At 57.7% G+C, this 25,387-nt stretch carries 23 protein-coding genes; 9 read left to right on the forward strand and 14 right to left on the reverse strand.

What is annotated here, in order from left to right; translation table 11 throughout:
• Nucleotides 1-7 precede the first annotated feature (7 nt).
• Nucleotides 8-1,027, reverse strand: a complete 1,020-nt coding sequence (locus ACZF99_RS25410) for an SDR family oxidoreductase (RefSeq protein ID WP_483607652.1) — start codon at nt 1,025-1,027, stop codon at nt 8-10.
• Between the two features lie 330 nt (nt 1,028-1,357).
• Between ACZF99_RS25410 and ACZF99_RS25415 the strand changes: the two genes are divergently transcribed.
• The gene (locus tag ACZF99_RS25415; protein ID WP_483612976.1) at nt 1,358-2,680 is read left to right on the forward strand and encodes an MATE family efflux transporter; all 1,323 of its coding nucleotides are present in this window, start codon (nt 1,358-1,360) and stop codon (nt 2,678-2,680) included.
• A 537-nt stretch (nt 2,681-3,217) separates the two neighbouring features.
• Here the strand turns inward: ACZF99_RS25415 and ACZF99_RS25420 are convergent.
• The 5 genes from ACZF99_RS25420 to ACZF99_RS25440 form a co-directional block, all read right to left on the reverse strand.
• The gene (locus ACZF99_RS25420) at nt 3,218-3,394 is read right to left on the reverse strand and encodes a hypothetical protein (RefSeq protein WP_483607653.1); all 177 of its coding nucleotides are present in this window, start codon (nt 3,392-3,394) and stop codon (nt 3,218-3,220) included.
• A gap of 222 nt (nt 3,395-3,616) precedes the next feature.
• Nucleotides 3,617-4,216, reverse strand: a complete 600-nt coding sequence (locus tag ACZF99_RS25425) for an NADPH-dependent FMN reductase (protein ID WP_483607654.1) — start codon at nt 4,214-4,216, stop codon at nt 3,617-3,619.
• Nucleotides 4,217-4,321: 105 nt separating this feature from the next.
• On the reverse strand, nt 4,322-4,444 hold the full coding sequence (locus ACZF99_RS25430) for a hypothetical protein (RefSeq protein ID WP_483607655.1): 123 nt from the start codon (nt 4,442-4,444) through the stop codon (nt 4,322-4,324).
• Between the two features lie 102 nt (nt 4,445-4,546).
• A complete protein-coding gene (locus ACZF99_RS25435; protein WP_483607656.1) occupies nt 4,547-5,068 on the reverse strand; it encodes a VanZ family protein in 522 nt (173 codons plus the stop codon).
• 39 nt (nt 5,069-5,107) lie between these two features.
• A complete protein-coding gene (locus ACZF99_RS25440; protein WP_483607657.1) occupies nt 5,108-5,995 on the reverse strand; it encodes a M15 family metallopeptidase in 888 nt (295 codons plus the stop codon).
• Between the two features lie 182 nt (nt 5,996-6,177).
• On the opposite strand from ACZF99_RS25440, the gene ACZF99_RS25445 reads away from it, so the two are divergent.
• From ACZF99_RS25445 to ACZF99_RS25465, 5 genes are all read left to right on the forward strand, one after another.
• The gene (locus ACZF99_RS25445) at nt 6,178-6,885 is read left to right on the forward strand and encodes a winged helix-turn-helix domain-containing protein (protein ID WP_483607658.1); all 708 of its coding nucleotides are present in this window, start codon (nt 6,178-6,180) and stop codon (nt 6,883-6,885) included.
• Entirely contained in the window at nt 6,886-7,842 is a 957-nt protein-coding gene (locus ACZF99_RS25450; RefSeq protein ID WP_483607659.1) for a sensor histidine kinase, read from the forward strand.
• A 101-nt stretch (nt 7,843-7,943) separates the two neighbouring features.
• Nucleotides 7,944-8,876: an ABC transporter ATP-binding protein gene (locus tag ACZF99_RS25455; RefSeq protein ID WP_483607660.1), complete on the forward strand. Its 933-nt coding sequence runs from the start codon at nt 7,944-7,946 to the stop codon at nt 8,874-8,876.
• Nucleotides 8,860-9,555: an ABC transporter permease gene (locus ACZF99_RS25460; RefSeq protein WP_483607661.1), complete on the forward strand. Its 696-nt coding sequence runs from the start codon at nt 8,860-8,862 to the stop codon at nt 9,553-9,555. The genes ACZF99_RS25455 and ACZF99_RS25460 overlap by 17 nt, the downstream gene beginning before the upstream one ends.
• A 238-nt stretch (nt 9,556-9,793) precedes the next feature.
• Nucleotides 9,794-11,662: a sialate O-acetylesterase gene (locus ACZF99_RS25465; protein WP_483607662.1), complete on the forward strand. Its 1,869-nt coding sequence runs from the start codon at nt 9,794-9,796 to the stop codon at nt 11,660-11,662.
• A 64-nt stretch (nt 11,663-11,726) separates the two neighbouring features.
• Here ACZF99_RS25465 and ACZF99_RS25470 read toward each other — a convergent pair whose 3' ends face one another.
• The gene (locus tag ACZF99_RS25470) at nt 11,727-14,111 is read right to left on the reverse strand and encodes a GH36-type glycosyl hydrolase domain-containing protein (RefSeq protein WP_483607663.1); all 2,385 of its coding nucleotides are present in this window, start codon (nt 14,109-14,111) and stop codon (nt 11,727-11,729) included.
• Between the two features lie 168 nt (nt 14,112-14,279).
• Entirely contained in the window at nt 14,280-14,672 is a 393-nt protein-coding gene (locus ACZF99_RS25475) for a hypothetical protein (RefSeq protein ID WP_483607664.1), read from the reverse strand.
• 208 nt (nt 14,673-14,880) lie between these two features.
• On the opposite strand from ACZF99_RS25475, the gene ACZF99_RS25480 reads away from it, so the two are divergent.
• Nucleotides 14,881-15,648 carry a class I SAM-dependent methyltransferase gene (locus tag ACZF99_RS25480; protein WP_483607665.1) on the forward strand — a complete coding sequence of 256 codons (768 nt, stop codon included), beginning with the start codon at nt 14,881-14,883 and terminating at the stop codon, nt 15,646-15,648.
• Nucleotides 15,649-15,752: 104 nt separating this feature from the next.
• On the forward strand, nt 15,753-16,847 hold the full coding sequence (locus tag ACZF99_RS25485) for a GerAB/ArcD/ProY family transporter (protein WP_483607666.1): 1,095 nt from the start codon (nt 15,753-15,755) through the stop codon (nt 16,845-16,847).
• A 5-nt stretch (nt 16,848-16,852) separates the two neighbouring features.
• Here ACZF99_RS25485 and ACZF99_RS25490 read toward each other — a convergent pair whose 3' ends face one another.
• The 5 genes from ACZF99_RS25490 to ACZF99_RS25510 all read right to left on the reverse strand — a co-directional run bounded on the left by ACZF99_RS25490 (nt 16,853) and on the right by ACZF99_RS25510 (nt 22,714).
• A complete protein-coding gene (locus tag ACZF99_RS25490) occupies nt 16,853-18,088 on the reverse strand; it encodes a Ger(x)C family spore germination protein (RefSeq protein WP_483607667.1) in 1,236 nt (411 codons plus the stop codon).
• Nucleotides 18,085-19,662, reverse strand: coding sequence for a spore germination protein (locus ACZF99_RS25495; RefSeq protein WP_483612978.1), 1,578 nt, complete (start codon nt 19,660-19,662; stop codon nt 18,085-18,087). Before ACZF99_RS25495 ends, ACZF99_RS25490 begins: the two co-directional genes overlap by 4 nt.
• 87 nt (nt 19,663-19,749) lie before the next feature.
• A complete protein-coding gene (locus ACZF99_RS25500) occupies nt 19,750-20,973 on the reverse strand; it encodes an MFS transporter (protein ID WP_483607668.1) in 1,224 nt (407 codons plus the stop codon).
• 4 nt (nt 20,974-20,977) lie between these two features.
• Entirely contained in the window at nt 20,978-22,027 is a 1,050-nt protein-coding gene (locus tag ACZF99_RS25505; protein ID WP_483607669.1) for an ROK family transcriptional regulator, read from the reverse strand.
• A 150-nt stretch (nt 22,028-22,177) separates the two neighbouring features.
• On the reverse strand, nt 22,178-22,714 hold the full coding sequence (locus ACZF99_RS25510; protein ID WP_483607670.1) for a hypothetical protein: 537 nt from the start codon (nt 22,712-22,714) through the stop codon (nt 22,178-22,180).
• Between the two features lie 117 nt (nt 22,715-22,831).
• Here ACZF99_RS25510 and ACZF99_RS25515 point away from each other — a divergent pair, with 117 nt between their 5' ends.
• Entirely contained in the window at nt 22,832-23,749 is a 918-nt protein-coding gene (locus ACZF99_RS25515) for a phosphatidate cytidylyltransferase (protein ID WP_483607671.1), read from the forward strand.
• 290 nt (nt 23,750-24,039) lie between these two features.
• On the opposite strand, the gene ACZF99_RS25520 is transcribed toward ACZF99_RS25515, so the two are convergent.
• Nucleotides 24,040-25,137: an MBL fold metallo-hydrolase gene (locus tag ACZF99_RS25520; RefSeq protein ID WP_483607672.1), complete on the reverse strand. Its 1,098-nt coding sequence runs from the start codon at nt 25,135-25,137 to the stop codon at nt 24,040-24,042.
• Nucleotides 25,138-25,387 lie beyond the last annotated feature (250 nt).

The following is a 25,387-nucleotide window of genomic DNA, read 5'->3' on the forward strand; positions in this document are numbered from 1 at the left end:
GGCCCGCCTATTCGCGCATCCGCTTCGCAGCGGCTTCCAGCGCCCCGATCACCCGATCGCACCAGGCGTCAAATTCCGGATCCGCTACCTGAAGCTCAGGATGCGACAAAATATGCTCCACCGTCCGTTTGATGCCTTGATCCACGCGAACCGTTGCCGTATAGCCGGGCACCAGCCGCTTCAGCTTGGCATTGTCGAAGACGACCGTATTCGCCTTATCGCCCAGCAACCCGCCGCGGAAATCGTACGGACCGCAATCGGCCAAAAAGTCGGACGCGACATGCACCGCACGCAACTTCACGCCCAGGGCATCCGCGATGATTTCATAAATTTGATTCCAGGTCAAGCTTTCGTCGGACGTGATATGAACCGATTCGCCAATGGCATGAATATTGCCCATCAGCCCGATAAAGCCTTTGGCAAAATCGCTGTTATGCGTCAACGTCCACAACGACGACCCGTCGCCATGGATGAGAACCGGCTTGTTCTCCAGCATCCGCCGGGCCACTTGCCACGATCCGTTGTGGCCATGAACGCCCAGCGGAATCGACCGCTCATCGTACGTATGGCTTGGCCGCACGATCGTAATCGGGAACCCCTGCTCGCGATACTGCTGGAGCAAATATTCCTCGCAAGCGATTTTGTTGCGGGAATAAGCCCAATAAGGATTGGACAGCGGCGTCCCTTCAGTGATTCTGTAATCCGACAGAGGGGTTTGATACGCCGAAGCCGAGCTGATGAACATAAACTGCTTCGTCTTCCCGGCAAACCAACGAACATCCCGCTCCAACTGTGCCGGCTCGAAGGCGATGAAGTCCGCCACCACATCGAAGGTGTGACCTTCGAGCTTCGCGGCGACCTCGGCTTCCTGACGAATATCGGCCTCAATGACATGCACGCCGGGCGGCAATTCCCCGTTGCGAGTCCCCCGGTTCAACAGATACAGCTCCCAGACGCCGTCTTCCGCCAACTGTCTGGTAATCGCCGAACTGATCGTCCCCGTGCCTCCGATAAATAGCGCTTTCAAAACAATCCCCTCCCAAGTCAAATTCACCCAATCCCCTTCATCGTATCACCTCCCGCCGCATTTTCCAAATAGCCCCACCCGCAGCCGGTTTTCGCCGGAACGGGATGCGCAACCGCATTGACAGCGCTCTTCCGAAAATGGTATCTTCAACCCTACCCGGCCTCCGAAAGCCGAGGTTGGCCTATTGCTTTAGACTTGTCGCGAAATGTCCGATAATATGGAATAAAGTGTTTACTAACTATACGGAAAAGAATGTGATGTCGATTGAAGCCGATTCACGCGCGTCTACAAACTAACGCCTTGCTGGAGAAGCACTTGTCCGGCGAGTCCATGGACTACCGGCAGATCTTCGCTTTATTTCTGCCGATCCTGGTCGATCAGGCTTTTATCATCGGCCTTAACCTGGTCAATACCGCCATGATCAGTTCATCCGGCGTCGCCGCCGTCAGCGCAGTCAACATCGTCGATTCGCTGAATATCTTCCTGATCAGCGTGTTCGTCGCCGTCGCGACCGGCGGTACCGTGGTGGTCGCCCAGTACAAAGGCAGCGGCAACGACCGCAACGTCTCCCGCGCTGCCGCGGCGACGGTCACTTCGGTGACCCTGCTCGCCGTCGGGATCGCCATGCTTCTGATCGGCTTTCATAATCCGATCCTGAAGCTGCTGTTCGGCGCCGCGTCCGCCGACGTACTGGACAATGCCCGCGTCTATCTGATCGGCAGCAGCATCTCCTACGCCGGATTAGCCGTAGTCCAGGCGGTTTGCTCCGCGCTGCGGGGCATCGGCAAAACCCGGGCTTCATTGTCCCTCTCACTGATCATGAACCTGCTGTACGTGCTGCTGAACATCGTACTGATCACGCTCCTGGATATGGGCGTCCTCGGCATGACGCTGGCGATCAATGCTGCCCGGTTCACGGGTGCCGTCTGCGCACTTTACTATCTGTTCAAAATGGAAGCGTCCTTGCGCCTGCATTTGCGCGACCTGTTCCGCTTCCCGCTTGAGATGCTGCGCAAAATCATGTTCATCGGGATTCCGTTCGCGGCCGAGCAGCTGTTCTTCAACGGCGGCAAGCTGCTGACCCAGGTGTTCATCGTCAGCCTGGGCACCTACGCAATCGCAACGAACGCGATCGGAGGTTCGCTCGCCGGGGTGTTCCAAATTCCCGCCAGCGCCCTGTCACTGACGATCGTAACTGTCGTCGGCCAATGCATCGGCGGCGGGAACGTTAGCGACGCGCGGAAGTTCATCAAGTCCTTCCTTTGGCTCGCCTCGGGATCGCTGGCCCTGATCAGCCTGATCCTGTTGCCGTTGTTCCGGCCGCTCGTGAGCATTTTCTCGCCGCCAACCGATATCGTCGGCGACATCTTCCTCGTGCTCCTGGTGAGCTCCATCGCCCAGGTGCCGCTCTGGCCGATCAGCTTCATCCTGCCGTCCGCCCTGCGGGCAGCGGGTGATTCGCGCTTCACTTCGATCACCTCGATGCTGACGATGTGGCTGTTCCGGGTCATTCTCGGCTACATTCTCGGTATCGTGCTTAACCTCGGCATCCTGGGCGTTTGGCTGGCGATGTGCAGCGAATGGGGCGTGCGCGGAGCCCTCTTCCTCTGGCGTTTCCGCGGAAAAAAATGGTATGCGCATAAGTTGATCTAGTGCCACGAACCCAAAAGTGTCCCCAAAACCGCAATGCGGTCGGGGACACTTTTGAGTATCTACGCAATGAATTATTGCGCGTCCGTCGGCGATGGGTCCGTTGGCGGTTACTTGAACGGGCGGGCACCCGCCCTGCGGCCTGATGCCGCCACACCCACCTTCGTGCCGCCCGGCCCGTATACTTCCCGTCCGATGTCCGCTGTCCCATGCGCCCCCCAGGGGGAAGCAAACTGCTTAGACTTTAACGCTTGTCCCAATGCTTATTTCAGCCGAAATCACCGTTTTACGACTCTAACGCGGATCACAGAGCTTATTGCCCCTTTTTGCGGATGTACTCGGGGGATTCCGTCGAAATAGCGTGGCTCAGCGTCGTTAGAGTTTCTACAACCGCAAATTGGCTACATTAGCGTGTCCCACCAGCGTTAGCGCCGAACGCATAGGCACAGCTCCAATATGTGCATCTCCCCCGATAAAAAAAGAAGGCGCCCCCATGCCAAGATTTATGGCGAGGACACCTTCTTTGTTCATGTCGCCGAGTTAGCCGATATACCCTTTTTCCTTCATGGCTTCATACGCGGCTTGTTCGTTCTCATCCTTAATTTGATATTCCAGCGTTCCGTCTACGATTTTCGCGCAGCGTCCGCCAAACGGCTTGAGGGACTCCTTGATCTCTTTGAGATCCGCGGTTCCCTTCAATGGATAATTGACTTTCATCGTCATCCACCTCCTAAGGTACAATTAGCAAAAGCAAAGGCTTGGTCGATATGACAAATATCACAGTCACTCCTTTTCGCCACGCGCCCACTAAAGTACCCGACTCTTCCACCCCACAACTAAAGCTAGTTATCGGAATCCGTCCGGAGGCTGATCATCCTAATCCTACGCAAAACAACCCCCGCGCCTTATGGATAAGGTACGGGGGTTGGGACTTAGAACTTAACGCAGCGTCTTCAACGCGCCGCTCCAAGCGAGCACTTGGTCCAGCATGTCGTTCAAGTTCTTCAGGTGCAGATCGGCCGGCTTAAATACACTGAAGTTCTCGAAGTCGGTGAACAGCGAAAGCGCTACGTGCACGCGCACGTCGGCAACCATCAGTTCGCCCAGGATGCCGCGCAGGTGCTCTGCCGCACGGGCGCCGCCCACGGAGCCGTAGCTGACGATCCCGGCCGCTTTGTTGTTCCACGCTTCGCGCGCATAGTCGAGCGCGTTCTTCAAGGCGCCGGTGATGCTGTGGTTGTATTCTTGCACGATGAATACGAAGCCGTCCAAGTCATTCAGCTTGCTGTTCCAAGCGGCGGCTTGCTCGCTTGCGTCCGCTTCGCCAAGCAGCGGCAGTTTGAAGTCGGCGATGTCGATGATTTCATAGTTTGCGTCGCCGCGGGCATCCGCATGCTTCTTCACCCATTCGCCCACTTGCGGACTGACGCGACCTTCGCGCGTGCTTCCCAAAATAATCCCGATATTCAATTTCGACACGATTTTTTCCTCCTTGATTGTAGTAGTTCCACTACCAAATAATTTACCCCAAAAACCCATCAGTCACACCACCAAGCATAAATCGCAAACTTCTCCAATATCCTTAATTTGGATTGTTTGAATATGTGATAATAATAGGCTTTTCGGTTCCTTTTGTCAAGTAGCTTACGAAAAGTTTGTTAAGAAAAAAAGGAGCGAATCCCGCAGGATCGTTCCTTGTTGCCGGATGACCGAGGCGACTTTCGTCGCCAGCCATTCGATCGCTTTGGCCGCCTCGGCGTAAGGCATACGCCGATGTCATATCCAGTTGCATGATGTAGCCGTGTGCCCCGACTAAACAGCTGTATCGGCGATTGGCACTTCCATCGGTTGTTGCGCCGCAGCGCGCCTCTATACCGCCCCGCCATCCGTCCGCACCGCGGCATGTGGCCTTGGAGACGCGGCGAGGAGGCGGTACAGGAAGTACCCGAGCAGCGCCCCTCCCGCATTCAAAATCAGGTCGTCCACATCAAACTGACCGATCGCCAGCAGCAGTTGGGCGCTTTCCAAACCCAGGCTGACCACAAGCGCATAGAGGATCGTCTCGATGCCGGAAATGCCGTTCTCCCGGAACATGAACCCCAGGAAAATCCCGAACGGAATAAAAATCGCCACATTTCCAACGACATTAACAAGGTCATGCGTCGTCAGGATCTCCAGACTTCGGGTAATTTCCTTCAGCGGAACCAGATTGCCTCCCTGTAATCTCTCGTAAATCCTGCCCGGATAGCGCAAGCTAAACTGCAATTGTCTCCAAAGAAACCCCAGCCCGTAATCGTTAAACTTGAACAGGATGATTTTCACCAGGAGACCCAGATACAAGACAAACAGAACCCGTACGCTTGCGTATTTCAGCCAACTTTCCGTTTTCATTCTTCCCCCCGCTTTCCCGATGCCCGTTTTGCCGCCAGCCTACTCGCGTACGGTCACGATAACTCCATCCATGTTGTTGCCGGAGGTTTCATATTCTCCCTGTGCCGGCACGCGGAGCTTCCGATCCTTCGAGACCGGATAGTAAAACACGTGATAGTTTTGGCCTTGTACGGTCAGACTCACCGACTTTTGCTCTTTCAAATAATCCAGGTATTGTTCCAGCACGAACCCGTTCTCTTGGATAATGGCGCTGTGCGGCAGGCCGACGTAGCGGAAATGCCAAGGCTCGAACTGGATGCCCGTAATCGCCGTTTTATCCTCCGGATATCGCAAAATAAATCCGTGTTTCCATGCGTTCTCCTTCAACCATTGGCCTTCGGGCGCGACATTCATCTCCGCTTGGGACGATCCGATGTCCAACGACAGCCCCAGGTTGTGCTCGCTGTATCCGGCGGGCAGGGCCAGCCTCGAGCCCATCTCGCGGTAGAGCTCATCTTGCTTCTGCTCGTCCCGGTACCCGCTGGTGATCAGGAAATGGTTGATCCCTTCCTTCCCGGCGGCCTTAACCATCGCCCCGAATCGTTCCGCCAGCCGCGGCGACAACATGACTTGGTTGTCCAGCACTCCAAACCCGTCGATCAGTTCGGCGTTCCGAACCAGACTGACGGCTTCGGTCTCGGGATGCAGCCCCTTCGGGACGGGATGATCCTTGTTCACCAGCAGCAAATCGCCTTGATACACCATCTCCTTGGTGACATTGATCGTTAAACCCTCGACGGCCGCGGACGATTCCGGGACGTCCTCTTGTTCCTCAATCTGTATTGGCTGCGTCGCGTTCTGCGGCGTCTTTACCGTGGCGGCTTTAAATTTCGCAACCCCAAATCCCAACAGCGCCAGGACCATCAGGCAAATCATCCACTTTTTCACGTTTGGTTCCTCCTAGCTTTTGTTCCTCTTCAGCATAGGTAATATTGCTTAAGAAGAAGGGGGGCAAAAAATAAAGTTTTTCTTAAATCGTGGTTCCTCCCCCCGCGTGACCGGCCCTTTCTTGTGGAATAGAAGGTCCTGGCTTAGAATAGGGGGTAAATTCCACGAGGAGAGGCGAAACCATGGAAGGCAATCTGTTAATGATCGAGGACGATCCGGCCATCAGCACGATGGTCCAGGATTATTTGGCCAAAGAGGGTTACAATGTCACCGTCGTCCATGACGGCGAGCAAGCGCTTCGACAATTCGCATCCGCCAGTTATCATCTGGTGTTGCTGGATCTTATGCTGCCCAACCGAAGCGGGCTCGACATCCTGGAGCATATTCGAAAAGAGAGCAGCGTCCCGATCCTGATCTTGTCCGCCAAGGACAGCGAAGTCGATAAGGCGCTGGGCCTGCGGATCGGTGCCGACGATTACATCGCCAAGCCGTTCTCGCTCATGGAGCTGGCCGCACGCGTGCAAGCTTCCATCCGCCGGGCCACGTTATACTCGAACCCGGACGAGGGCGGGCATGAGCCGGACTTCCAGCCATTGTCCATCGGTGACTTGACGGTGGACCCCGGTAATTTTACGGTGACCAAACGGGGGAAGGAGATTCTGCTGACACCCAAGGAATTTCAAATTCTGAAGCTGTTCCTTCAGCATCCGACACGGGTATATACGAAGGCCATGCTCTATCAGCAGGTGTGGAATGAAGAGTACTACAATGACGATAACGTCATTAACGTACATATGAGAAGGCTGAGGGAGAAGATTGAGGACGATCCGTCCCATCCCCGATATATCCGCACGTTGTGGGGAATCGGTTATCGGCTGGGGGAAGGGTAAATGACCGGTTACGGGTGGTTGCTGCTGATCCCGATCGCCGCGCTGGCGATATTGTACATAAATGAACGCGGGACAAACCGCGCTCTTCGCAAAGAGTTAGCTTACATCAACAAGAAACTGGGGCCTCTAACCGATCCCCGGCGTCCCTTAACAACGGAACGCATCCTTACGCTGACAACCCTTCCCGAACTGCGGGAACTGCTGCAGGCGATCAACGGCTTGCTTGACCGGGCCGTTCAATCGGCTGCGGATTATGCCGGCACGGAACAGGCGATGCGCAGGATGTTGTCCAACGTTTCTCATGATTTGAAGACGCCGCTGACCGTCATCATGGGGTATGCCGAGATGCTCTCGCAGCAGGCCGACCTCCCGGAAGAGGAACGCAGGCGAATGCTTGGGGAAATTCATAAGAAGACCGCACAGGTCCATGAGCTGATCAATGCCTTTTTCGATTTGGCCAGGCTGGAATCGGGCGATCTGGACCTCCCTTTGTCGGTGATGGATGCCGGAGAAATCTGCCGCCAGCGGGTCCTGGCGTATTTCGATCTCCTCTCCGAGCGGGGATTCCAGGTTGATCTCGATCTGCCCGAGCAGCCGGTGTGGATCTATGCCAATGAAGAAGCGTTATCCCGTATTCTGGACAACTTGTTATCCAACGCGATGCGGTATGGAGCGGAGGGCCGATATTTGGGCTTGTCGCTCCGGCCTTCGGGGAACCAAGTGCACCTCCGGGTGATCGACCGGGGCCGCGGCATCTCGAGAACGGAGCAATCCCGGGTGTTCGAGCGAATGTACACCATGGGGGACTCGCGGAACCGGAATATGCAGGGCAGCGGGCTGGGCCTGACTATCGTCAAGCGGCTGGTGAAGCGATTGGGCGGCAGCATCGAACTGGAGAGCACGCCGGGTGTCCGCACTTGCTTTACCGTCACCCTGCCCCGTTCGGAGCGGGCCTGATGCCGAAACGTTCCAAAGTAAGAAATAAGTAAGATTTGTGACATAAAAAAGAGAGTTTCCCCCATTACGATAAGGGAAGAAGAAAACAAGGGAGTGAAACCATGAAAGACATCGTAAGGACGCACCAGCTTACCAAAACCTTCGGAGGGGCGGAAGTGGTGTCGGGCGTTAACATGACCCTGCGCCGGGGCGAGATCTACGGATTTCTCGGACCTAACGGGGCCGGCAAATCGACGGTCATGAAGATGCTGCTGGGGTTGGTCAGACCAACCGGCGGCGAGATCGAGCTGTTCGGGGAGAAGCTTATCCCCGGTGCCACGGAGCACCTCAAACGCATCGGCCATTTGATCGAAACGCCGGTGTTCTATGAGAAGCTAACGGCGGAGCAAAATCTGGAGTTGCATGCCGAGTACATGGGTTATTACAAGACGGATGCCATTCGCGAGGCGCTGGAGATGGTGCAGCTGATCGGCACCCATGACAAGCCGGTCAAACAATTCTCCCTCGGCATGAGGCAGCGGCTGGGAATCGCGCGGGCCATCTCCACCCGGCCGGAGCTCCTGCTGCTGGACGAACCGATTAACGGTCTCGATCCGGAAGGCATTCAGCTGATGCGCCAATTGTTTCGCCGGCTGCGCGACGAATGGGGAGTCGCGTTGCTGATTTCAAGCCATTTGCTCGCGGAGATCGAACAGGTTGCCGACACCATCGGCGTGATCGATAGCGGACGGTTGCTCCGCGAAGTTTCTATGGAAACGGTACATGCTTCCACGACCGAATACGTGGAAATCGTGACCTCGAACGTGAATTTGGCCGCTTTTGTTCTCGTCGATACGCTGGAGGTCGAGAACATCAAGCAAATCGGCGACAACATCATCCGCATTTATGATGCGAAGTTGTCCCAGGAAGAGTTGGCCAAGGGGCTTATCGCCAACGAAGTGCCGATTCAATCGATCAACCGCAGGCATCATAGCCTGGAGGAATATTTCTTCGATATGGTTAAAGGAGGCGATCGTCATGCTTCAGCTTATTAAACTGGAAATGAAGAAAGGCCGCCTGGCCAGCTACCTTTGGGGGGCGCTCCTCGCTTACCTCTTCATCGCCGGCATGATGTTGCTCATTTATTTTGTCGACGGAGCCAATATCGAGGAGCCCGCGTTTCGGGATCACGCCGACTTGCTGTCCATGATCGATCTGCTCGTTCGAGCCACCTTCATCGTGTATGCCTCCGTGTTGTTATCGAAGCTGATCATCGGCGAATTCAAAGATCATACCATCGCCCTGCTATTTGCCTATCCCGTTAGCCGGAAAAAGCTGATTTTCGCCAAGCTCGCCATGGTGTTCGTCTGGACCTTCGTCAATGTGATTGTGGCCAATCTGCTTGTTGACCTCATTTTGATCGGGGCCAATTCGGTTGCGGGCTACCTGACCGACCCGCTGCAGGCGGAACTGCTCTTCAACCATGGCCTGAACGTGCTGATACAAGCCTTCGGGGCCGCCGGGATGAGCTTGCTCCCTCTGGTCGTCGGTTTGCGCAAAAAATCCGTCCCTAGCACCATCGTATCGTCCATCGCCATCGTGGCGGTCGTTTGCTCCAACAATCTCGGCTTCAGCCTCAGTTCCATCATCGCGGTCCCCCTATCCCTTGCGGCGCTGGGCATCATAATTACCTACCTCAGCTTTCGCAATATTGACCGGGTGGATGTCGGCTAAAGCCCCAATCCAAAGACTTTCATACAAAAGTCCGGCATAGAACCGTCCGCCGGGGTCCCGAAGGTAAACTTGGAGACCCCTATAGACACGGATCAGACCTACCTGCCTTCGGGCAGCCCTGCGCCCTTTTCGCAATATGTGAAATTTTAAAGCAAACGGCTTTGAAAAAGGACTAGTCCTGCCGGACGCCCCATAGTTATGATGGATGGGAAAGACACTTCGGAAAGGATGAACACCTATGAAATTACCCGGTATCTTCAGCGATGGCATGGTATTGCAGCGAGAGGCCCAGGTGGTTCTGCGGGGGCAATGCGACGGTGGGCGGACAGTACAGGTCGCTTTCCGCGGGATCACCCGCAGCGCCGAATCCGATCCCGACGGGAACTGGGAGGTGACGCTCGCAGGGCTGACCCCGGGCGGGCCCGACGAGCTTGTCATCACCGCCGGCGAAGAGAGGATCGTCCTTCGCGATGTGCTGGTGGGGGAGGTATGGGTGCTGGCTGGCCAATCCAATATGGAATTGCCGGTACGGCGGACGCTGGATTTGCTGGCGGACGATATTCGCGGGGTAGACCTGCCGATGATCCGCCAGTTTGCGGTGCCGCAAAGCTATGACTTTCACGGACCACGGGAGGAGCTGGACGGCGGCGCATGGATTCCGGCCACCCCGGAGGGGCTGCTCGGGTTCAGCGCGGCCGGTTTCTTCTTCGCGAAGGAGCTTCACGAGCGGTACGGCGTACCGATCGGCCTGATTCAGACGGCGATGGGCGGCACGCCGATCGAGGCCTGGATATCGGAACCGACCTTGCGGCGGATCGGCGGTTACGAGGCGACGCTGGAGCAATGCAAGGACGACGCCTATGTTCGGGCGACCCAACAGCGGGACGAGGAGCGGAACGAGCAGTGGTACGCCCGGCTAAACGGGGCCGATGCCGGTTTGCGCGAAGGATGGCATCAGGCGGAATGGGACGCTTCCCGGTGGAGGGAGTTCGAGGTACCGGGGTCCTGGACGGGCAACGAACTGGAGCCCCTACGCGGAGCCGTCTGGTTCCGCAAGGAGATCGAAGTTCCGGCTGCGATGACGGAAGGCGATGCGCAGCTTGCGCTCGGCACGATCGTGGATGCGGACGATACGTATGTGAACGGAGTCCTCGTCGGGAACACGGGGTACATGTACCCGCCGAGGCGGTATAACGTGCCCCAAGGCGTGCTGAAGCCGGGGAAAAACTCCCTTGCGGTACGAGTGATCACGCCCCATAACACCGGGGCGTTCGTTCGCGACATGCCTTACAAGCTGAAGGCCGGCGGCTATGAGCTGGACCTACGCGGACCGTGGAAGTACCGCGTGGGCGCGGTAACGGAGGCGCTGGAGCCGCAGACGTTCTTCCAATACATGCCGGCCGGCAACTTCAACGGCATGATCGCGCCGCTGCGGCGCTATCCGATCGCCGGGGTCTTGTGGTACCAGGGCGAATCGAACACGAGCCGGCCCGCGGGTTATGCCGAGCTGTTCCGGGCTATGGTACAGGACTGGCGCGACACCTGGGGGATCGGCGAGTTCCCGGTGATCGCCGTCCAGTTGGCCAACTTCGGACCGGAGGGCGAACAATACACGGACTGGGCGGAGCTGCGGGAGGAGCAGCGCAAGGGCTTGGCCGTTCCCAACACCGCGCTGGTGGCGGCGATCGACCTCGGCGAATCCAACGATCTGCACCCGCAGGACAAGAAGACGCTGGGCCAGCGGTTGGCTTTATGCGCCCGCCGGCTCGCCTATGGAGAAGCGGCGCTGGTGGCGAGCGGGCCGCTGTTTGCACGGATGGAGCGTGAGGGGAATGCGCTGCGGCTATTTTTCACCGAGGTTGGCGGCGGATTGACCACACGGGACGGGAACGTGCTGCAGGGGTTCAGCGTCTGCGGACCGGACGGCGAGTTCGTATCGGCAGAGGCCGTGATCGACGGCGATGCCGTGGTTGTGCGGCACGAGCAGTTGAAACGGCCGGTCCATGCGCGGTACGCCTGGAGCAACAACCCGGCCAAGGCAAATTTATACAACCTGGAAGGCTTACCGGCCTTTCCGTTTACAACGGAAGCTGGCGGCAACGCGTAAATAAAAGCGCAAGCGCAAAGGGATCATTCCCTCGCGCTTGCGCTTTTTGCTATTGCCGAGGCGATTACGCCCCGCCCGGCAGCTTCACCTGCACGCGGTAGGTCTTGCCCGGCTGCACCTCGCGCAGTACGCCGTCCGGCAGCAGCTCGCCTTCCGCGTACACCTCCGTCCGCGCCGCCGCCGCATCCCGCCGGATCTCGACGTGCAGCGTGGCCCCCCGGAATTCGCGCGTGACATCCGCTTCGTTCCAATGGCCCGGCAGCTGCGGGTTCACGCGGATGCCGTCCTTCGTCCCCTGCAGGCCAAACAGCCCGTCGATCAGGCAGCGGTATACCCACGGCACCGTCCCCGTGTTGAACAGGTGGCTGGAACGCCCTGCCGTGCGCGGGAACTGGCGATAGGCGCCCCGGTAGTAGTTCGGGATGAACACGGGAAGCTGCCCGCGCTGCACGATATCCCGGGCATCCGGGCCGGGCAGCATTTTGCGCAGCAGCCGGAACGCGTCCTCGCGCTCGCCCACCGCGTACAGCGCGTAGATGTAGAAAGCGGCGGCATGATTGTACACCGCCCCGTTCTCCGCCGAGCCCGGGTGCTTCTGCGTCACCCGGCCGACGTCCTCGCGCATCGCCGTGTAGGAAGGGGCGAGCTTCTCCACGCCGTACGGCGTCTCGAGCTGCTCGCGCACCGCCTGCATCAGCTTCGCGCGTTTCTCGTCATCGGCCGCACCGCTCAGCATGGACCAGCCCTGCGGGTTGATGAAGATCCGGCCTTCCCGGTCCGTACTGACCCCAAACACGACGTTATCGTCGGTAATGCCCCGCGCATACCACTCGCCGTCCCACAGATAGCGGTTCACCGCATCGTTCGTCTCCTCGGCGGCCGCTCGGTAAGCCCGCGCCACCTCCGGCCGCCCGCTGTTCTCGCAAATGCCGGCCCACACTTGGAACGCATACGCCGTGGCAATGGTCAGCCAACCGGACACGCCCTTGCCTTTGTAGCCGACCATGTTCATCGGGTCGCACCAGTCGCCCTGGTTGATATAGTTCAGCCCTCGCTCGTCGCGGTCGTTCATCAACCAGGACATCGCCTTGTCCACATGAACATAAACGGGCTCGGCCTCCCCGCTGTCAGCATAAGCCACCTTCTCCTCCAAAATGGAGTAATCTCCCGTTTCGTCCAGATACGTGCTAAGGCAAATCGGCAGCCAGACGCAGTGGTCCGTATGCGGCACCTGGTTGATGTATTTCAGCTCGGCGTCCGGATGCAGCACGATCCCGTCGGGCATGGCGCCGTTCGCTTTCTGCTGGCCGAGCGCCGTCAGGAACGAAGCCCGCGCCACCTGCGGCTTGATATAGCTCATGCCCATGTGGTCCTGCAGATAATTGCGGGTTTGCGGATCGGTCGTCAGACGGTTCGTCTGTCCATGATAATAAATTTGCCGCGGCAGCCAGCGATTGACGAACAGATCGAGATCCTTATCGGGGGTAGAGATCGTCAGGCAACCCCGCCCTTCCCGGATATACCGGTCATATTCGCGTTCAGCCGCCAGGAAGCCGTCCTCACCCGACTCGCCGGCCTTGCCGAAGTACGTCTCCCGGATCTGCGCAATTTCCCGCTCATCCCGGGCCGGTCCGAACAAGAAGCGGTATTCCCGCGTTTCGCCGGCCGCCAGCTCCATCCGGTATTGCATGACCGCGACCGGCGTTTCGTAACGCGCATCTCCCTTCGCCAGCTCCGGTTGGTCCAGCGCGGACGGCCGTGTGATCCCGCCCTCGCCCTCGAACGCCTCCTGGTTCACCTCCCAGGCAACCGGAGCTTGATCGGCGATCAGGAACGTTTTGTCGCGGAAAAATTTGATTTTGTCGTAATCCTGATATTTCTGATACGGCGTCACCGAAGCGCAGACGATCGCCTTCAGGTCCTCGCGGTATTCGCCGGATTGATTCATCCAAGACATATAACCGACGGTAAAGTAAGGGTAGACGCTCAGCTTCCGCGCCCGCGGCGACACGTTCGTCACCTTGACGCGCCAGAGCTCAAGCGGATCTTCCTTCGGCAAGCCAAGGCTCATTTCAACCAGCACGCCCTGATGCTCCACCTTCCAAACGATGCGGCTCTGGCCCAACGCAAAGGAGTAGCTGTCGGTCATCACCCGCATGGGTTCATACGGGGCCGAAAACACGCTTTCGTTCTCCTCATCCTTCACAAACACGAAACGGCCCGGGTGGTGCGCATAATACGGCTGTTCCGGCTGCATGAACGTCTTCGCTTCCAGATTCGGCGCATGCGAATACTTCGCCGGCTCCGGCTGCATGAACTGGGCAACCGCATATCCGCGGCAGTTCATGTGGATCATCATCGTCTCGTTCCATAGGAATCCCGACGCCTTGGGCAAGAGCGTAGGGCTCAGCAATTCGTAAAATTCCTGGTCCTCCGTGGCTCTGAACATGGTTCAACCTCTTTTCCGCGTAATCTTGTCTACTTGTCTACAACTATGTTCATTATACAACGGAACCCCGTTTTTTAAAGCGTTTTCTCAACATTCGATATAAAAAAAGAGCCGAATTTCGCGTAAAACGAAATTGACTCCGATGGCCGCATGACGGCACAAGCTTCTTTAGATAAACAGAAACGGGATCAGGAACAACAATGCAAGCGCCGCCCAATCAAACGCATAAGCGCCGTAACCATAGCCCGGATATCCCCCGTAGCCCGGATACCCCGGCCCGTACCCAAACGCCTTCGTTTGCGCCTGGGGATGGGCTTTGATTACAGCTTTATTCGCGCCTTTGCTCTTGGACTTCAACTGCTGCAGCTGTTTCTTGGCCTTGGCGGGCTGGGTGGAGAGAACATTGGCTTCCGAAGCGTATCCCCCATTCAGTTGGATACCGTTCTCGTTGACGTCCGTGATCGTGCCGATGTAATAGCGCCCGTCCCGCAGTACGGCGCATACGGTTTTGCCGATGTGCGGTTTGCAAGTGTCTACGCCAAGCGGATAAATCTGCTGCATGGACTCGTGCCTCCCCTCTCGAATGCTCATTTATCCTATTCGCGGCCCGAGCGTTTGCACAGGGCGGATGTCCCGGTCCTTGAAGAAATATGCTCCGGCGAAGTCTCCCCCGGGTTGAACGCCTATCTTAATCGCGCCGGAGACGCAGCGGCATATTCTGCTGATGAGAGGAGAGGCGGAGCTTCATAGAAGGAGGGGCAACAAAGGGATGAATTATCACGAAATCATCGCCGCCGTCGGGGAGGGGTCGGCGCATCCGGGGGGCTACCGGGGAACCGTCGACTTTATCCGGTCCGTCGGCATCGCGCCAGGCTTGCAGGTGCTGGAGGTGGGGTGCGGGACGGGCAGGACGGCCTGTCTGTTGGCCCAGTTGGGAGCGCATGTCACGGCGATGGATCAAAGCCTCGTCATGCTGGCAAAAGCCGAACGCCGGGCACAGCTCCAGCAACTGCAAATCGAATGGATTCAAGGCGATATTACGGCCATTCCGCTGCGGTCGGACACTTACGATGCGGTCCTTGCCGAATCGGTGACGGTGTTCGCCGCCGACCCGGCGAGGGCCTTCCGGGAATATCACCGCGTCCTGCGCAAAGGCGGGCAGGTGTGGGACCGCGAGCTGTTCCGGACGCAGCCCCATCCGGCGCTCGAGCGGGAAATGCGCGAGCTGTACGGTAATCCGCGTTTGCCCGATGCGGACGAATGGATGCGGATGCTGCGGGAAGCTGGTTTTCGGAGCGTCCGGCAGTGGGAGCCGGAGAACGCGGCCGGCGAAGGCGAGAGCCGGAACCCAGCAAGCCAGGGCCAGAGCGGGGTTTCGTCCTTCGATTGGCAGAACGCCGGGGACCCGCACCGTATCCTCGACCTGGAGGTGCTGCAGGATCCCGCCGTCCGGACGTTTTTCAAAGAAAACGAATCCTTCCTGCAGCGCTATCAGGCGCATTTGTCCTACGGCGTGTTTATAGCGGAGAAGCAGTAGCTCCCTGCCATTCCCCCTAACGTATCGGGTTTGTACCCTAACCCTGTTGGTTACAATGGATAGCATCCTTTTGATCTGAAACGGCTGCTTAAGGGGGAGGGGAGATGGGCTTTAAAATTTCCGCGTACCAATTATTTTCGATCACCTTCGTTTTTCAACTGGGAACGACCATTATCTTCGGTTTCGGCAGCGCGGCCGGCCGGGATGCGTGGATCGGGGATCTCATTGCGTTGGGGCTTGGGCTGGGCGTGGTCGGCGTATACACGGCCTTACGGCACCTGAACCCGGAATTAACTTTGGTGGAATGGTTTCCGGCCCAGTTGGGGCGCTGGCTTGGCACGCCGATCGCGTTTCTGTACCCGCTTATGTTTTTGTATCTTACGGGGCGCATCATCGCGGACATGAGAGATATGGTTTCGACGGCCATTTTGCCCAGCACGCCGCTGGTCGTCATCGCGGGGGTATTTGCCCTCATCATCGCCTTCTGCTGTTACGGCGGCATCGAGGTCGTTGCGAGGATGGGCGAATTGATTTTTCCCGTCGTCGTTATCATGTTCCTAACGGAAACCGTTCTGCTCATCGGCTCGGGCGTTCTGCATTTCCATCATATTCAGCCGGTGCTGGATAAGGGGTGGGGCCCCGTCTGGGAGGTCGTTTATCCGAACGGAATCACCCAGCGCTTCGGCGAGACCCTCGCCCTCGCCACGTTCTGGCCGGACGTCAAAAACCAGGGGAAGATCACGAAAGTCACCCTGCTTGCCACGTTGCTATCCGGGTGTATGATCACCGGCTTTGACGTTTTGGCCATTTTGGTTTACAGCGATCTGTTTTCGCGGTTTATCTATCCGCTATATACCTTGCTGAGCGTAATCAGCGTGGGCAATTTCGTCGAAAACCTGCAAATGTTCGGAGTCCTTTACTTTTTTGCAACGGCTTTGCTGAAAAGCGTGATCAATATGCTTACCGCACTCCAGGGCCTCCAGCGGTTGACGAAGATGAAGGATTACCGCATTTTGATCATCCCGGCGGTGACCGTTGCCTTAATCCTAGGGCTGACCATGTCCAAAAACATTGTCGAGCATATATATTACGATCACTTGAAAATCCTGGTTCCCTATTTCTGGGTGCCGATGTTTTTAATTTTACCGACCCTCCTGCTCGTCATCGCGTGGATCCGAAACCAGGCACGGAAGAACTGACCGGATTATTTTTGGATGTTCCGCTCCTTCAAATGCAGCGGAGGCCCCGTTACGCCGATTTTCCGAATCACCAGCTCCGCCTTGACGGAAACCTCCGCTTTCCGGAACTCCCGGTCCCAGTCGTCCTTTAAGGATGCCCAGCGAGTCGGATATTTGCGGTGAATGGCCCCGCCGAATTCGAAGACGTCAGCCCCAAACTTTTCTTGCACTTTGGCGATGATGCGATCCGCGCTCGCCTCGATCTGTTTCTCCAGCACTTCTCGGACAAGCGCGAGATTATGCGGCTGCGACAGATCCAGTCGCGTATTGTTTTCGCGAACCATTCCCTGCCCCGTTAACTTGACCTGAAACTTGATTTTATCCCCTTCGAAGATCGGCCGGGTCTTACTGTTCAATTTGTTCAGGTCCATGCTGATGCTGCCGCCCTGCTCCGGAATATCGCCCGTCACGATCAACTTGCCCAACTCCCCTTTAATCCAGCGCAGCAGCCTGCCCTCACGCGTATCGATGTATCCCAGCAACTTCAGATCATTGCCGAAAATCGAGGTCCCGTTAATGCGAAAGCCCTTCTCGCCGGAGGCATTCCCCTGCGTTTGCGCTTCCCCTTCTTGCTCCCCCGTGTCCATCCCCATCGCGATGACCGGCAAAGCCGGGCAATTTCCGTCGCTGATCGCCGATATCATCAGGTTGATCAGACCCATTTCCTTGAGCGCGCCAATCTGGTCATACTCTTTTAGAGCACCCAGCCCGGGAATATCCTCGAGCGGATATGCCACATTCAAGAACGCTTTGGCCGTTCCCCCCTTCACGATAAAAATATCGCTGCGCAGCTTGAGGTTCGGATCGCGGCTGTACGTATCCAGCACCTCCTGGAGTCCCCTTCTGGCCAGCGCCTCTCCAATCACGATGACGCGTCGGTGAGCGCGGAACACTTGCCGCGACAGCCCGGTTTGCATTTGCTGCACCGCATCGAGCGTGTCCTTCCCGATTCCGGTCGCGACGAAATAGGGCTTGCCTTGGCCGCCGCCCCCACCGCTGCCGCTGCTTCCCTGCGCGCTGCCGATCCGAGAAGGGACGATCACCTGGGCGCTGACCATCACCCCATCGTCCTGCGCCGCATCGAGACCCCAGGCCATTTCGAGGGCGAGGTCATTGACCTCCGAGCTATCCCAGCATCCCGTCGTCAGAATCAGCGGCAGAATGGCGAACAGGATCAGAACGCGTTGCCTTAATCTTCTCATTCGCGGGTCCCCCCTCGTTGCGGGCCCGGCCGCTGCCCCTCCGGCACACGCCGTTTGTTCCCCCCGGTGGACAGCACGGAGCGTTGGTGCATACTCCATCGGGGAGCGCGTATCCAAACATCCTTCATGTTCTCGGGAAACTGCGGCGATATTGGAGTCATATAGGGAATTCCGAACGAACGCAGGCCCAAGAGGTGGATCACGATGAGAAATATGCCTGCGGTAACGCCATACAAGCCCAAGGTTCCAGCTAAAATCAACATAGGAAAACGCAACAGCCGGAATGCCGTCCCGAGGTTGTATCGCGGAATCGCAAACGAGGCGATCCCGGTCGTGGCCACGATAATCACGACCGAAGCTGACACGATGCCGGCTTGAACGGAGGCTTGTCCGATGACCAGCGCGCCTACGATGCTAACCGCCGAACCGATCGGCTTCGGCAGGCGAATGCCCGCCTCGCGAAGACCTTCGAACATAAACTCCATCAGCAGCGTCTCGATCACCGTCGGAAACGGGACGCCTTCCCTGGCGGCCGCGACGCTGATCAGCAAATTCGTCGGAATCAGCTGCTGATGAAAGGTGGTTAGCGAGACGAACAGCGACGGCAAGAGCAGAGATACATTCAATAAGGCAAAGCGAATGAAACGAATAAACGTCGTATAGATCGAACGCTCGTAATAATCCTCCACGGCCTGTAAGCCGGCCCAAAGACTCATCGGAGCGATCAAGACAAACGGCGTGTTGTCGACGAAGATGGCGATTTTGCCCTCCAGCAGACTGGAACAAACGACGTCCGGCCGCTCCGTATTTTGAATCTGGGGAAAAGGAGACCACGGCGCGTCCTCTATGAATTCTTCGATATATCCCGATTCCAGCACGCCGTCAATTTGAATGCGGCGGATACGCTTGCGGACTTCGTCCAATACCGAATTCGAGGCAACGCCCTCAAGGTAAGCAATGACGATATCGGTCTTTGAGTACTCGCCAAGGGTGAGGGATTCCATCTTCAGCTTCTCGCTGCGGATCCGCCGGCGGATCAGACTGGTGTTCGTCCTCAGCGCTTCCGTAAATCCGTCCCTGGGACCACGAACGGACAACTCGGCGCTGGGCTCCTCGATCGCCCGCTTTTCGAACCCCTTCAGGCCGGCGAGCAGCGCCCGAGGTTCCCCGTCGATCAGCATGGCGATATCGCCTTTCAGAATGCCCTCCACGAGAACGCCGATCTTCTGGACCGGCTTAACCTGGGCGACGGCAACGAGCCTTTCCTCCAAAAAGGCCCCCAGCGATCCGGCGTTGGCGTTCTCCGCCCCGTCCGGCAAGCCTTCGAACATCATCGGCTTCAATACGACTTGATCCAGCGCATTCTCGTCGGTAAGACCGTCGACGTAGACCAGAAGCAGGCGGGCTTGCCCCGGAACCGCAACCGACCGAAACAGGATATCGGAACTGTTGGAGAAGATCTGCCGGAGGACCCGTTCGTTCGCGGAGAGCTCGGCTAACAGTTCATCGGCCCGATCGGAGCGAGTCGGGGCGCCCGAGTTGGTTTTCGGAACCGTTTTGTTTTTGGATTTCATCCGCATCGGTATCTTCATCTCTACTTCCCCCACTCGTGATGAGGTTAGTATTCCGGTTAAGCCGCCGATCATTCAAAATATGGCATGTTATTGCGGAGATACAGCCCTTTCCTGCGAGGCGCGGCTGCGCGCGTTCAGGAAGACGTTCAACCGCTCGGAGAACAGCCACATCACCGCAGTCGATAACAAGATGTACACCGGGAACACGCCGATCGTTGAGTGCGAAGCCAGGAACCCGAGCAGCGGCGGCATAAACGTGCTGCAGGTATAGGCGACGGCCATCTGGTAGCCCATGACGGTCTGGGATTGCCGTTTGCCAAAGCGGACCGGGGTTTCATGCAGCATACACGGATAAATCGGAGCAAGGCCCAGCCCGATGATCAGGAAGCCGGCCAGCGACAGAAACGCAGGCAACGGCAGCACCAGCAGCACCGCGCCAATCAGGGCCGTAACTTGCCCGGTGCGGATCATGACGCGGTTGCTGACTTTGAATGTGACAAACCCGGCGATAAAGCGGCCGACGGTAATACCGGCGAAATACATCGATACCCAACTGGCGGCCGTCCCCGCATCGATGCCCTTGATGCCGACGAGATAGCTGCTGCCCCACAAGCCCACCGTTGCCTCGACCCCGCAATAGAGCAGAAACGAAACAAGCGCCAGCTTGACGCCGGGGATTCGCAACGGTTTGACCGGACCGGCGTCCGGCTGCTCCGCTTCCCGTTCATTTATCTCTTCCTTCCGGGAATCGCCGGCGGCCTGGGCCACACGGTTCCAAAGCGGCAGCGTAAAGAACAAAATCACGACAAGCGCGAATTGAATGATCGACACCGTCAAATATCCGCTGCGCCAGTGGCCGCCGCCGGAGATGAACCCGGCCATGATGACCGGTCCCAGCGTCGCCCCGACACCCCAGAAGCAGTGCAGCCAGCTCATGTGATGCGCTTTGTAGTGCGCAGCCACGTAGTTGTTGAGCCCGGCGTCGACCGACCCGGCGCCCAAACCGAGCGGGATCGCACAGGCGCCCAGCCAGAACACCGACGGCGCGGCCGAATAGCCCAGCAAAGCGGCAGCCGTCATCAGGCAGCTGACCAGGGTCACCTTCCCGACGCCAAACCGGCGCAGCACGGTGCCGCTGGCCAGGCTGGACACGATCGTCCCTCCGGCCACGATCATAAACAATACGCCGGCGGTACCGAGCGGCGCGCCCAGGTCGCCCCGGATGATCGGCCAGGCCGAGCCTAGCAGCGAATCGGGCAGCCCCAAGCTGATGAAGGCCAAATAAATGATCAATAAAAAAAATGTCGCCATGTTTTTACGTCTCCTTCGCCGATCCAATGGATGAAATCATCAGGGATAATCCGAGATGCTGCAGCCCGTTCAAATAATCGCGCCGCCAATCGCTCATCATCAGCCGGGGCAGATGCTCGGCCGGAACGTATAGCGCGCTCTTCGCCTTGATCTCGTTCAGCAAGGACACACTGACTTCATCATGGCCAAACACAACGGTATGCGGGTTGATTAGCGCGGTGCATGCCGCGACCAGCCGGCTGACGGCGTCCGCGCCCGCAGCGCCGATCCTCGCCTTGCCGCCCCCCGATTGCGGCGGCCGCGGCTCCAAGGCTTGCCCGAAGTTCCGCTCCTCGTATTGCGGAACATAAGAAACCTCCCCCGAGAAGAAGGTGTTGCCCCGAACGACGTCGCCGTTGATCAGGATCCCCGCCCCAGGCCCGTTCTGGCCGAAATAGAGATAGACCAGCGACGGGTTGTCGCTCGTATCCAGGCCCTGATAATAACCCAGCACCGCGGCGTTCATATCGTTCTCCACAACGGTAGGTAGGCCGAAGCGCGCCTCCAGGTCGCTCTTGAGATCGAAGTTGTGGAACGCCTCGTACGCGGGGATATGGATAATGCGTCCCTGATTCACCGCGCCCGGAACCCCGATCGCCAGCGACCGGATCTTCGGAAAGCGACCGAGTTGCTCGCCGATCAGTGCGGCCAGGCTGTCGCCCGCGTCCCCCAGCACGTCGGGAGCGCAGCCCTCTTCCTTTATTTCCCCGCGGCAATTGTAAATGACGAAATTCGTTTCCGTCCGCTCCAGGAACACCGCCAGTCCCAGCATATACTCCGGATTGTACGCATATCGTTCCGCCCGTCTGCCGCCGCTGGAATCGTCCATGCCGACGAGAGCTACCTCCCCGGCCTCCTTCATGTCGGCCAGGAATTTGCTGACGGTCGGAAAACTGACGCCCAGCTTCCCGCTTAGCTCCGCCTTCGTTGCGCTTCCCATGGACAGCAGGGCGGAACGGATGCCGCTGCGGATCACCTGTTTCATCTCTTTGGGCGTAGCCGGCATCTCGCTCATCGAGGCGCCCCCCTCCTACTTTTTAAAGACATTTAATAAGTTACCAACAGGATACCACAGCCGAGCGGCGAGAGGAAGGGGGCGGGATTATTTTTCAGCATTCGGCGGCTTCGCCGCGATTCGATCCGTCCCCTCCGGGATCGGCTTAGCCTACGGCTCGTATTCGCTCAGCTTCCCTTCGTAGACGAGATGCAGCCGGTCGCACTGCCGAAAATCGTCCGGCGTTACCAGCGCGGGCAGCTTGTTCCACAGCTTGATCCCCGACCGCTCGAGGATTTCCGCGACGAATTGCGAGCAGAAATAGGAGTTGCTGAACTCGATGGGCTCTTGCAAAGCAATGCCGATCACGCCAAGGATGTTGTACAGAAACTTTTGCCGCTTGCGGATAAACAGCTGGAGCACGCGCTCCATTTTCTCCACCTCGCGCGGGGTGACCTTCAGCTCGTAAATGACGCAGGTCGTGTTCGGATATTTGCTGAACGTGCCGGTCTTGATGTCCTCTTTGACGAATCCTCCGTTGAGCGGGTTGTTCGGATGCTTCCGTCCGAAGCTGTACAGCTCCGACAGCTCCCGATTGAACGAGATCGAGGCATGATTGTAGGGCGCCCTCGTGTATCCCTTGATCATTTTGGTAAAGAGCGTCCCCGTATTCGTAAGCAAAATAAACACCGAGCGTTCCGCTGACATCGACGATATTCCCCTTATCCGCTGTAGGCGATTTGTAGACGATTTGTAGACTATTCCTCCATAATAACATATGATTCACTTGGTGGAATCTACCTCCTGAGGAAGTGGGGATTCGGCATGATAAACAATCTGCAATGGACGATGATCGTAATCCTCGCGGTCTTGGCGGTCATTCATTTCATCTGTTTCATACAGGACCGGAAGCACCCCGGTGAGGGGTACCCGGCCTTTCGGCAGCGCCTGCGCACCTGGTGGGGCATGTGGTTGATCCTCTGCCTGGCGACCCTGTTTAATCCGGTCGTATCGCTGTTGGCGGTGATGCTATTGTCTTTTTTCGCGCTAAAAGAATACTTCTCCATGATCCGTTCGCGCAAATCCGAGCGCCGGCTGTTCTTGTGGGCCTATCTGGCGATTCCGGCGCAGTTTTACTGGATCTGGATCGAGTGGTACGGCATGTTTATCGTGTTCATCCCGGTGTATGTGTTCCTGTTCCTGCCGCTCCCCCGCATGATCAACAAAGGAACGGCCGGATTCTTGCGCAGCGTGAGCCGGGTCCAGTGGGGACTGATGCTGATGGTGTTCGGTCTGAGTCATCTCGCCTTTTTCCCCTTCGCTACGCCGCAGTATGGCGCGGGCCTCGTCCTGTTCCTGGTCGTCCTGACCCAATTGAACGATATCGTCCAGTATGCGGCCTCGTCGTCCATCGGCAGACGCAAGGTCGTGCCGACGGCCAATCCGTTTGTGACGTGGGAGGGTTTCGTTTGCGCAATCGCGGTGACGTCCATCGCCGCTTCCCTTTTGGCCCCGGTCCTGACGCCGCTTGGTTCCTCGTTCGGGCTGTTCGCCGGAATGCTGATCGGGCTGGGCGGTTTTATCGGCAGCACCACCATCTCCGTGTTGAAGCGGGATTTGCTCATCGGCGACGACGACAAGGCGCAGGCGTTGAAGAAGAGCTATCTGAGCCTGGTCGACAGCCTGACGTATACCTCGCCGATCTTTTTTCATGTGACGCGCTATTTCTTTGATTTTATGTAAGTTCATGCGTATTGCTGTACATTTGCAATGTCTTTGGTGTCTCTCATGCTGCCTTTGCACGATTATCCCTTTCATTCAGGGGGGCCTGGGGCCGGAGTGAAGCGAGTTTTTCTCCAGTTCCCGGCGATCTGATCCAAGGGGATAATCGTGCAAAGTGTCCGGCCGGCGTATATCCCTCAATATTTATATCAAAAAAGCAGCCCCCTTCGAACGCAAATCGTCCTTAGGGAAGCCGCTTTGGGCCCCGTGCTTGCGGCATGGGTTGACAACTTCATAGATACGGTCGCCGGTCAAGCCCACCAGGCTGTCTTGGGGTAGGTCGGGCTCCCGATATAGACCGGCTCGCCGATTTTCGGCGTGGCGACGGGTACGCCCTGGCGTTCGGCTTCCGCGGTCGCGCGGCGGACCGGATCGTTCCAATCGTGCAGCGACAAGGTGAACGCCCCCCAATGGATGGGAAGAAGCAGGCTGCCCCGGACGTCCGAATGGGCCTGCACCGTCTGTTCGGGCAGCATATGGATGTCGCTCCAACGGGGATCGTATTGACCGCATTCCATCAAGGCCAGATCAAACGGCCCGTATTTTTCGCCGATCTGCCGGAAATGCGGGCCATACCCGCTGTCCCCGCTGAAGAACACCTTCCGCTCCGGCGAGGCGATTACCCAGGAGCACCACAACGTGCCGTCCCGGTTCGCAAGCCCCCGGCCCGAGAAATGGCGGGCCGGGGCGCAGACGAGCCGCAACCCGTTCCAATCGAGCTCCTCCCACCAATCATGCTCGCTGATGCGCTCCGGCGCCACGCCCCACCGCTCGAGGTGACTCCCCACGCCCAACGGGACGAAAAACCGCCCCACCTTATCCTTCAGCTTCTTGATCGTGCCGTAATCCAAATGATCGTAATGATCATGGGACAGGATCACCGCATCGATCTCCGGCAAGTCCTCCGGCTCAATCGGCAGCTGTCGACTATACCGCTTACCCCCGAACGGAGGGACCGGCGTGGGTGACGGGCCGAGCATCGGATCGAGCAGGAGGCGCTTGCCCCCGAGATGCAGCAGCAATGCCGAATGGCCCAGCCAAACGGCCATATCGCGGTCGAGGCTTTGGAGCGTCTGGCGGTCCGGCTTCACGACCGGGAGCGGCCGGTCGGGTCTCACCCGCGGATTCCCGCGCAGGTAATCCCGAAGCAGCGAAGCCATGTTGCCCGACGAAGGCTGGAACGACCGGGTGACCTCGGGATAGGCGAATTTTTGGCCCTGCCATTGGGGAGATTGCGCGTAACGCGCCCGTCTGGCGGGCGAAGCCTTCCCGCCGAAGGCCGGGTAGAGCCATAGAAACAGTATAATGCCAATGAAGAGAACCAAAACGATACCTAATGCTATATACATGTACAATACCGCCTTTTCTTGTATGAAGAGTGGATAATGGATGGATTCAAACAGAGTATACTGCATGGCGGGGGCATTGCCAAATGTAGACGTGCGGGGATTATGGGTAAATAGGACAAACTTGGTTTGATTATGGTATGATTTCAAAAAAAATAGACCGCCCACTCACCAAGGAAACGGTCTATTTCTGATCGTGCAGCACCAAGAATGCAGCCGAACGCCTATAGGCGTTATATCGTGTGCAAGGCCG

The organism is Paenibacillus sp. JL3B1040 (assembly GCF_057063165.1).

Bases quoted from the DNA above. Each gene is read 5' to 3' on its own strand.
- ACZF99_RS25435 (WP_483607656.1), bottom strand. From the start codon at position 5,068: ATGAAAACGGAAAGTTGGCTGAAATACGCAAGCGTACGGGTTCTGTTT.
- ACZF99_RS25430 (WP_483607655.1), bottom strand. From the start codon at position 4,444: ATGCCTTACGCCGAGGCGGCCAAAGCGATCGAATGGCTGGCGACGAAA.
- ACZF99_RS25450 (WP_483607659.1), top strand. From the start codon at position 6,886: ATGACCGGTTACGGGTGGTTGCTGCTGATCCCGATCGCCGCGCTGGCG.
- ACZF99_RS25490 (WP_483607667.1), bottom strand. From the start codon at position 18,088: ATGAGAAGATTAAGGCAACGCGTTCTGATCCTGTTCGCCATTCTGCCG.
- ACZF99_RS25445 (WP_483607658.1), top strand. From the start codon at position 6,178: ATGGAAGGCAATCTGTTAATGATCGAGGACGATCCGGCCATCAGCACG.
- ACZF99_RS25515 (WP_483607671.1), top strand. From the start codon at position 22,832: ATGATAAACAATCTGCAATGGACGATGATCGTAATCCTCGCGGTCTTG.
- ACZF99_RS25480 (WP_483607665.1), top strand. From the start codon at position 14,881: ATGAATTATCACGAAATCATCGCCGCCGTCGGGGAGGGGTCGGCGCAT.
- ACZF99_RS25475 (WP_483607664.1), bottom strand. From the start codon at position 14,672: ATGCAGCAGATTTATCCGCTTGGCGTAGACACTTGCAAACCGCACATC.
- ACZF99_RS25510 (WP_483607670.1), bottom strand. From the start codon at position 22,714: ATGTCAGCGGAACGCTCGGTGTTTATTTTGCTTACGAATACGGGGACG.
- ACZF99_RS25470 (WP_483607663.1), bottom strand. From the start codon at position 14,111: ATGTTCAGAGCCACGGAGGACCAGGAATTTTACGAATTGCTGAGCCCT.
- ACZF99_RS25495 (WP_483612978.1), bottom strand. From the start codon at position 19,662: ATGAAATCCAAAAACAAAACGGTTCCGAAAACCAACTCGGGCGCCCCG.
- ACZF99_RS25485 (WP_483607666.1), top strand. From the start codon at position 15,753: ATGGGCTTTAAAATTTCCGCGTACCAATTATTTTCGATCACCTTCGTT.
- ACZF99_RS25460 (WP_483607661.1), top strand. From the start codon at position 8,860: ATGCTTCAGCTTATTAAACTGGAAATGAAGAAAGGCCGCCTGGCCAGC.
- ACZF99_RS25520 (WP_483607672.1), bottom strand. From the start codon at position 25,137: ATGTATATAGCATTAGGTATCGTTTTGGTTCTCTTCATTGGCATTATA.
- ACZF99_RS25420 (WP_483607653.1), bottom strand. From the start codon at position 3,394: ATGAAAGTCAATTATCCATTGAAGGGAACCGCGGATCTCAAAGAGATC.
- ACZF99_RS25465 (WP_483607662.1), top strand. From the start codon at position 9,794: ATGAAATTACCCGGTATCTTCAGCGATGGCATGGTATTGCAGCGAGAG.
- ACZF99_RS25500 (WP_483607668.1), bottom strand. From the start codon at position 20,973: ATGGCGACATTTTTTTTATTGATCATTTATTTGGCCTTCATCAGCTTG.
- ACZF99_RS25505 (WP_483607669.1), bottom strand. From the start codon at position 22,027: ATGAGCGAGATGCCGGCTACGCCCAAAGAGATGAAACAGGTGATCCGC.
- ACZF99_RS25415 (WP_483612976.1), top strand. From the start codon at position 1,358: ATGGACTACCGGCAGATCTTCGCTTTATTTCTGCCGATCCTGGTCGAT.
- ACZF99_RS25455 (WP_483607660.1), top strand. From the start codon at position 7,944: ATGAAAGACATCGTAAGGACGCACCAGCTTACCAAAACCTTCGGAGGG.
- ACZF99_RS25425 (WP_483607654.1), bottom strand. From the start codon at position 4,216: ATGGGTTTTTGGGGTAAATTATTTGGTAGTGGAACTACTACAATCAAG.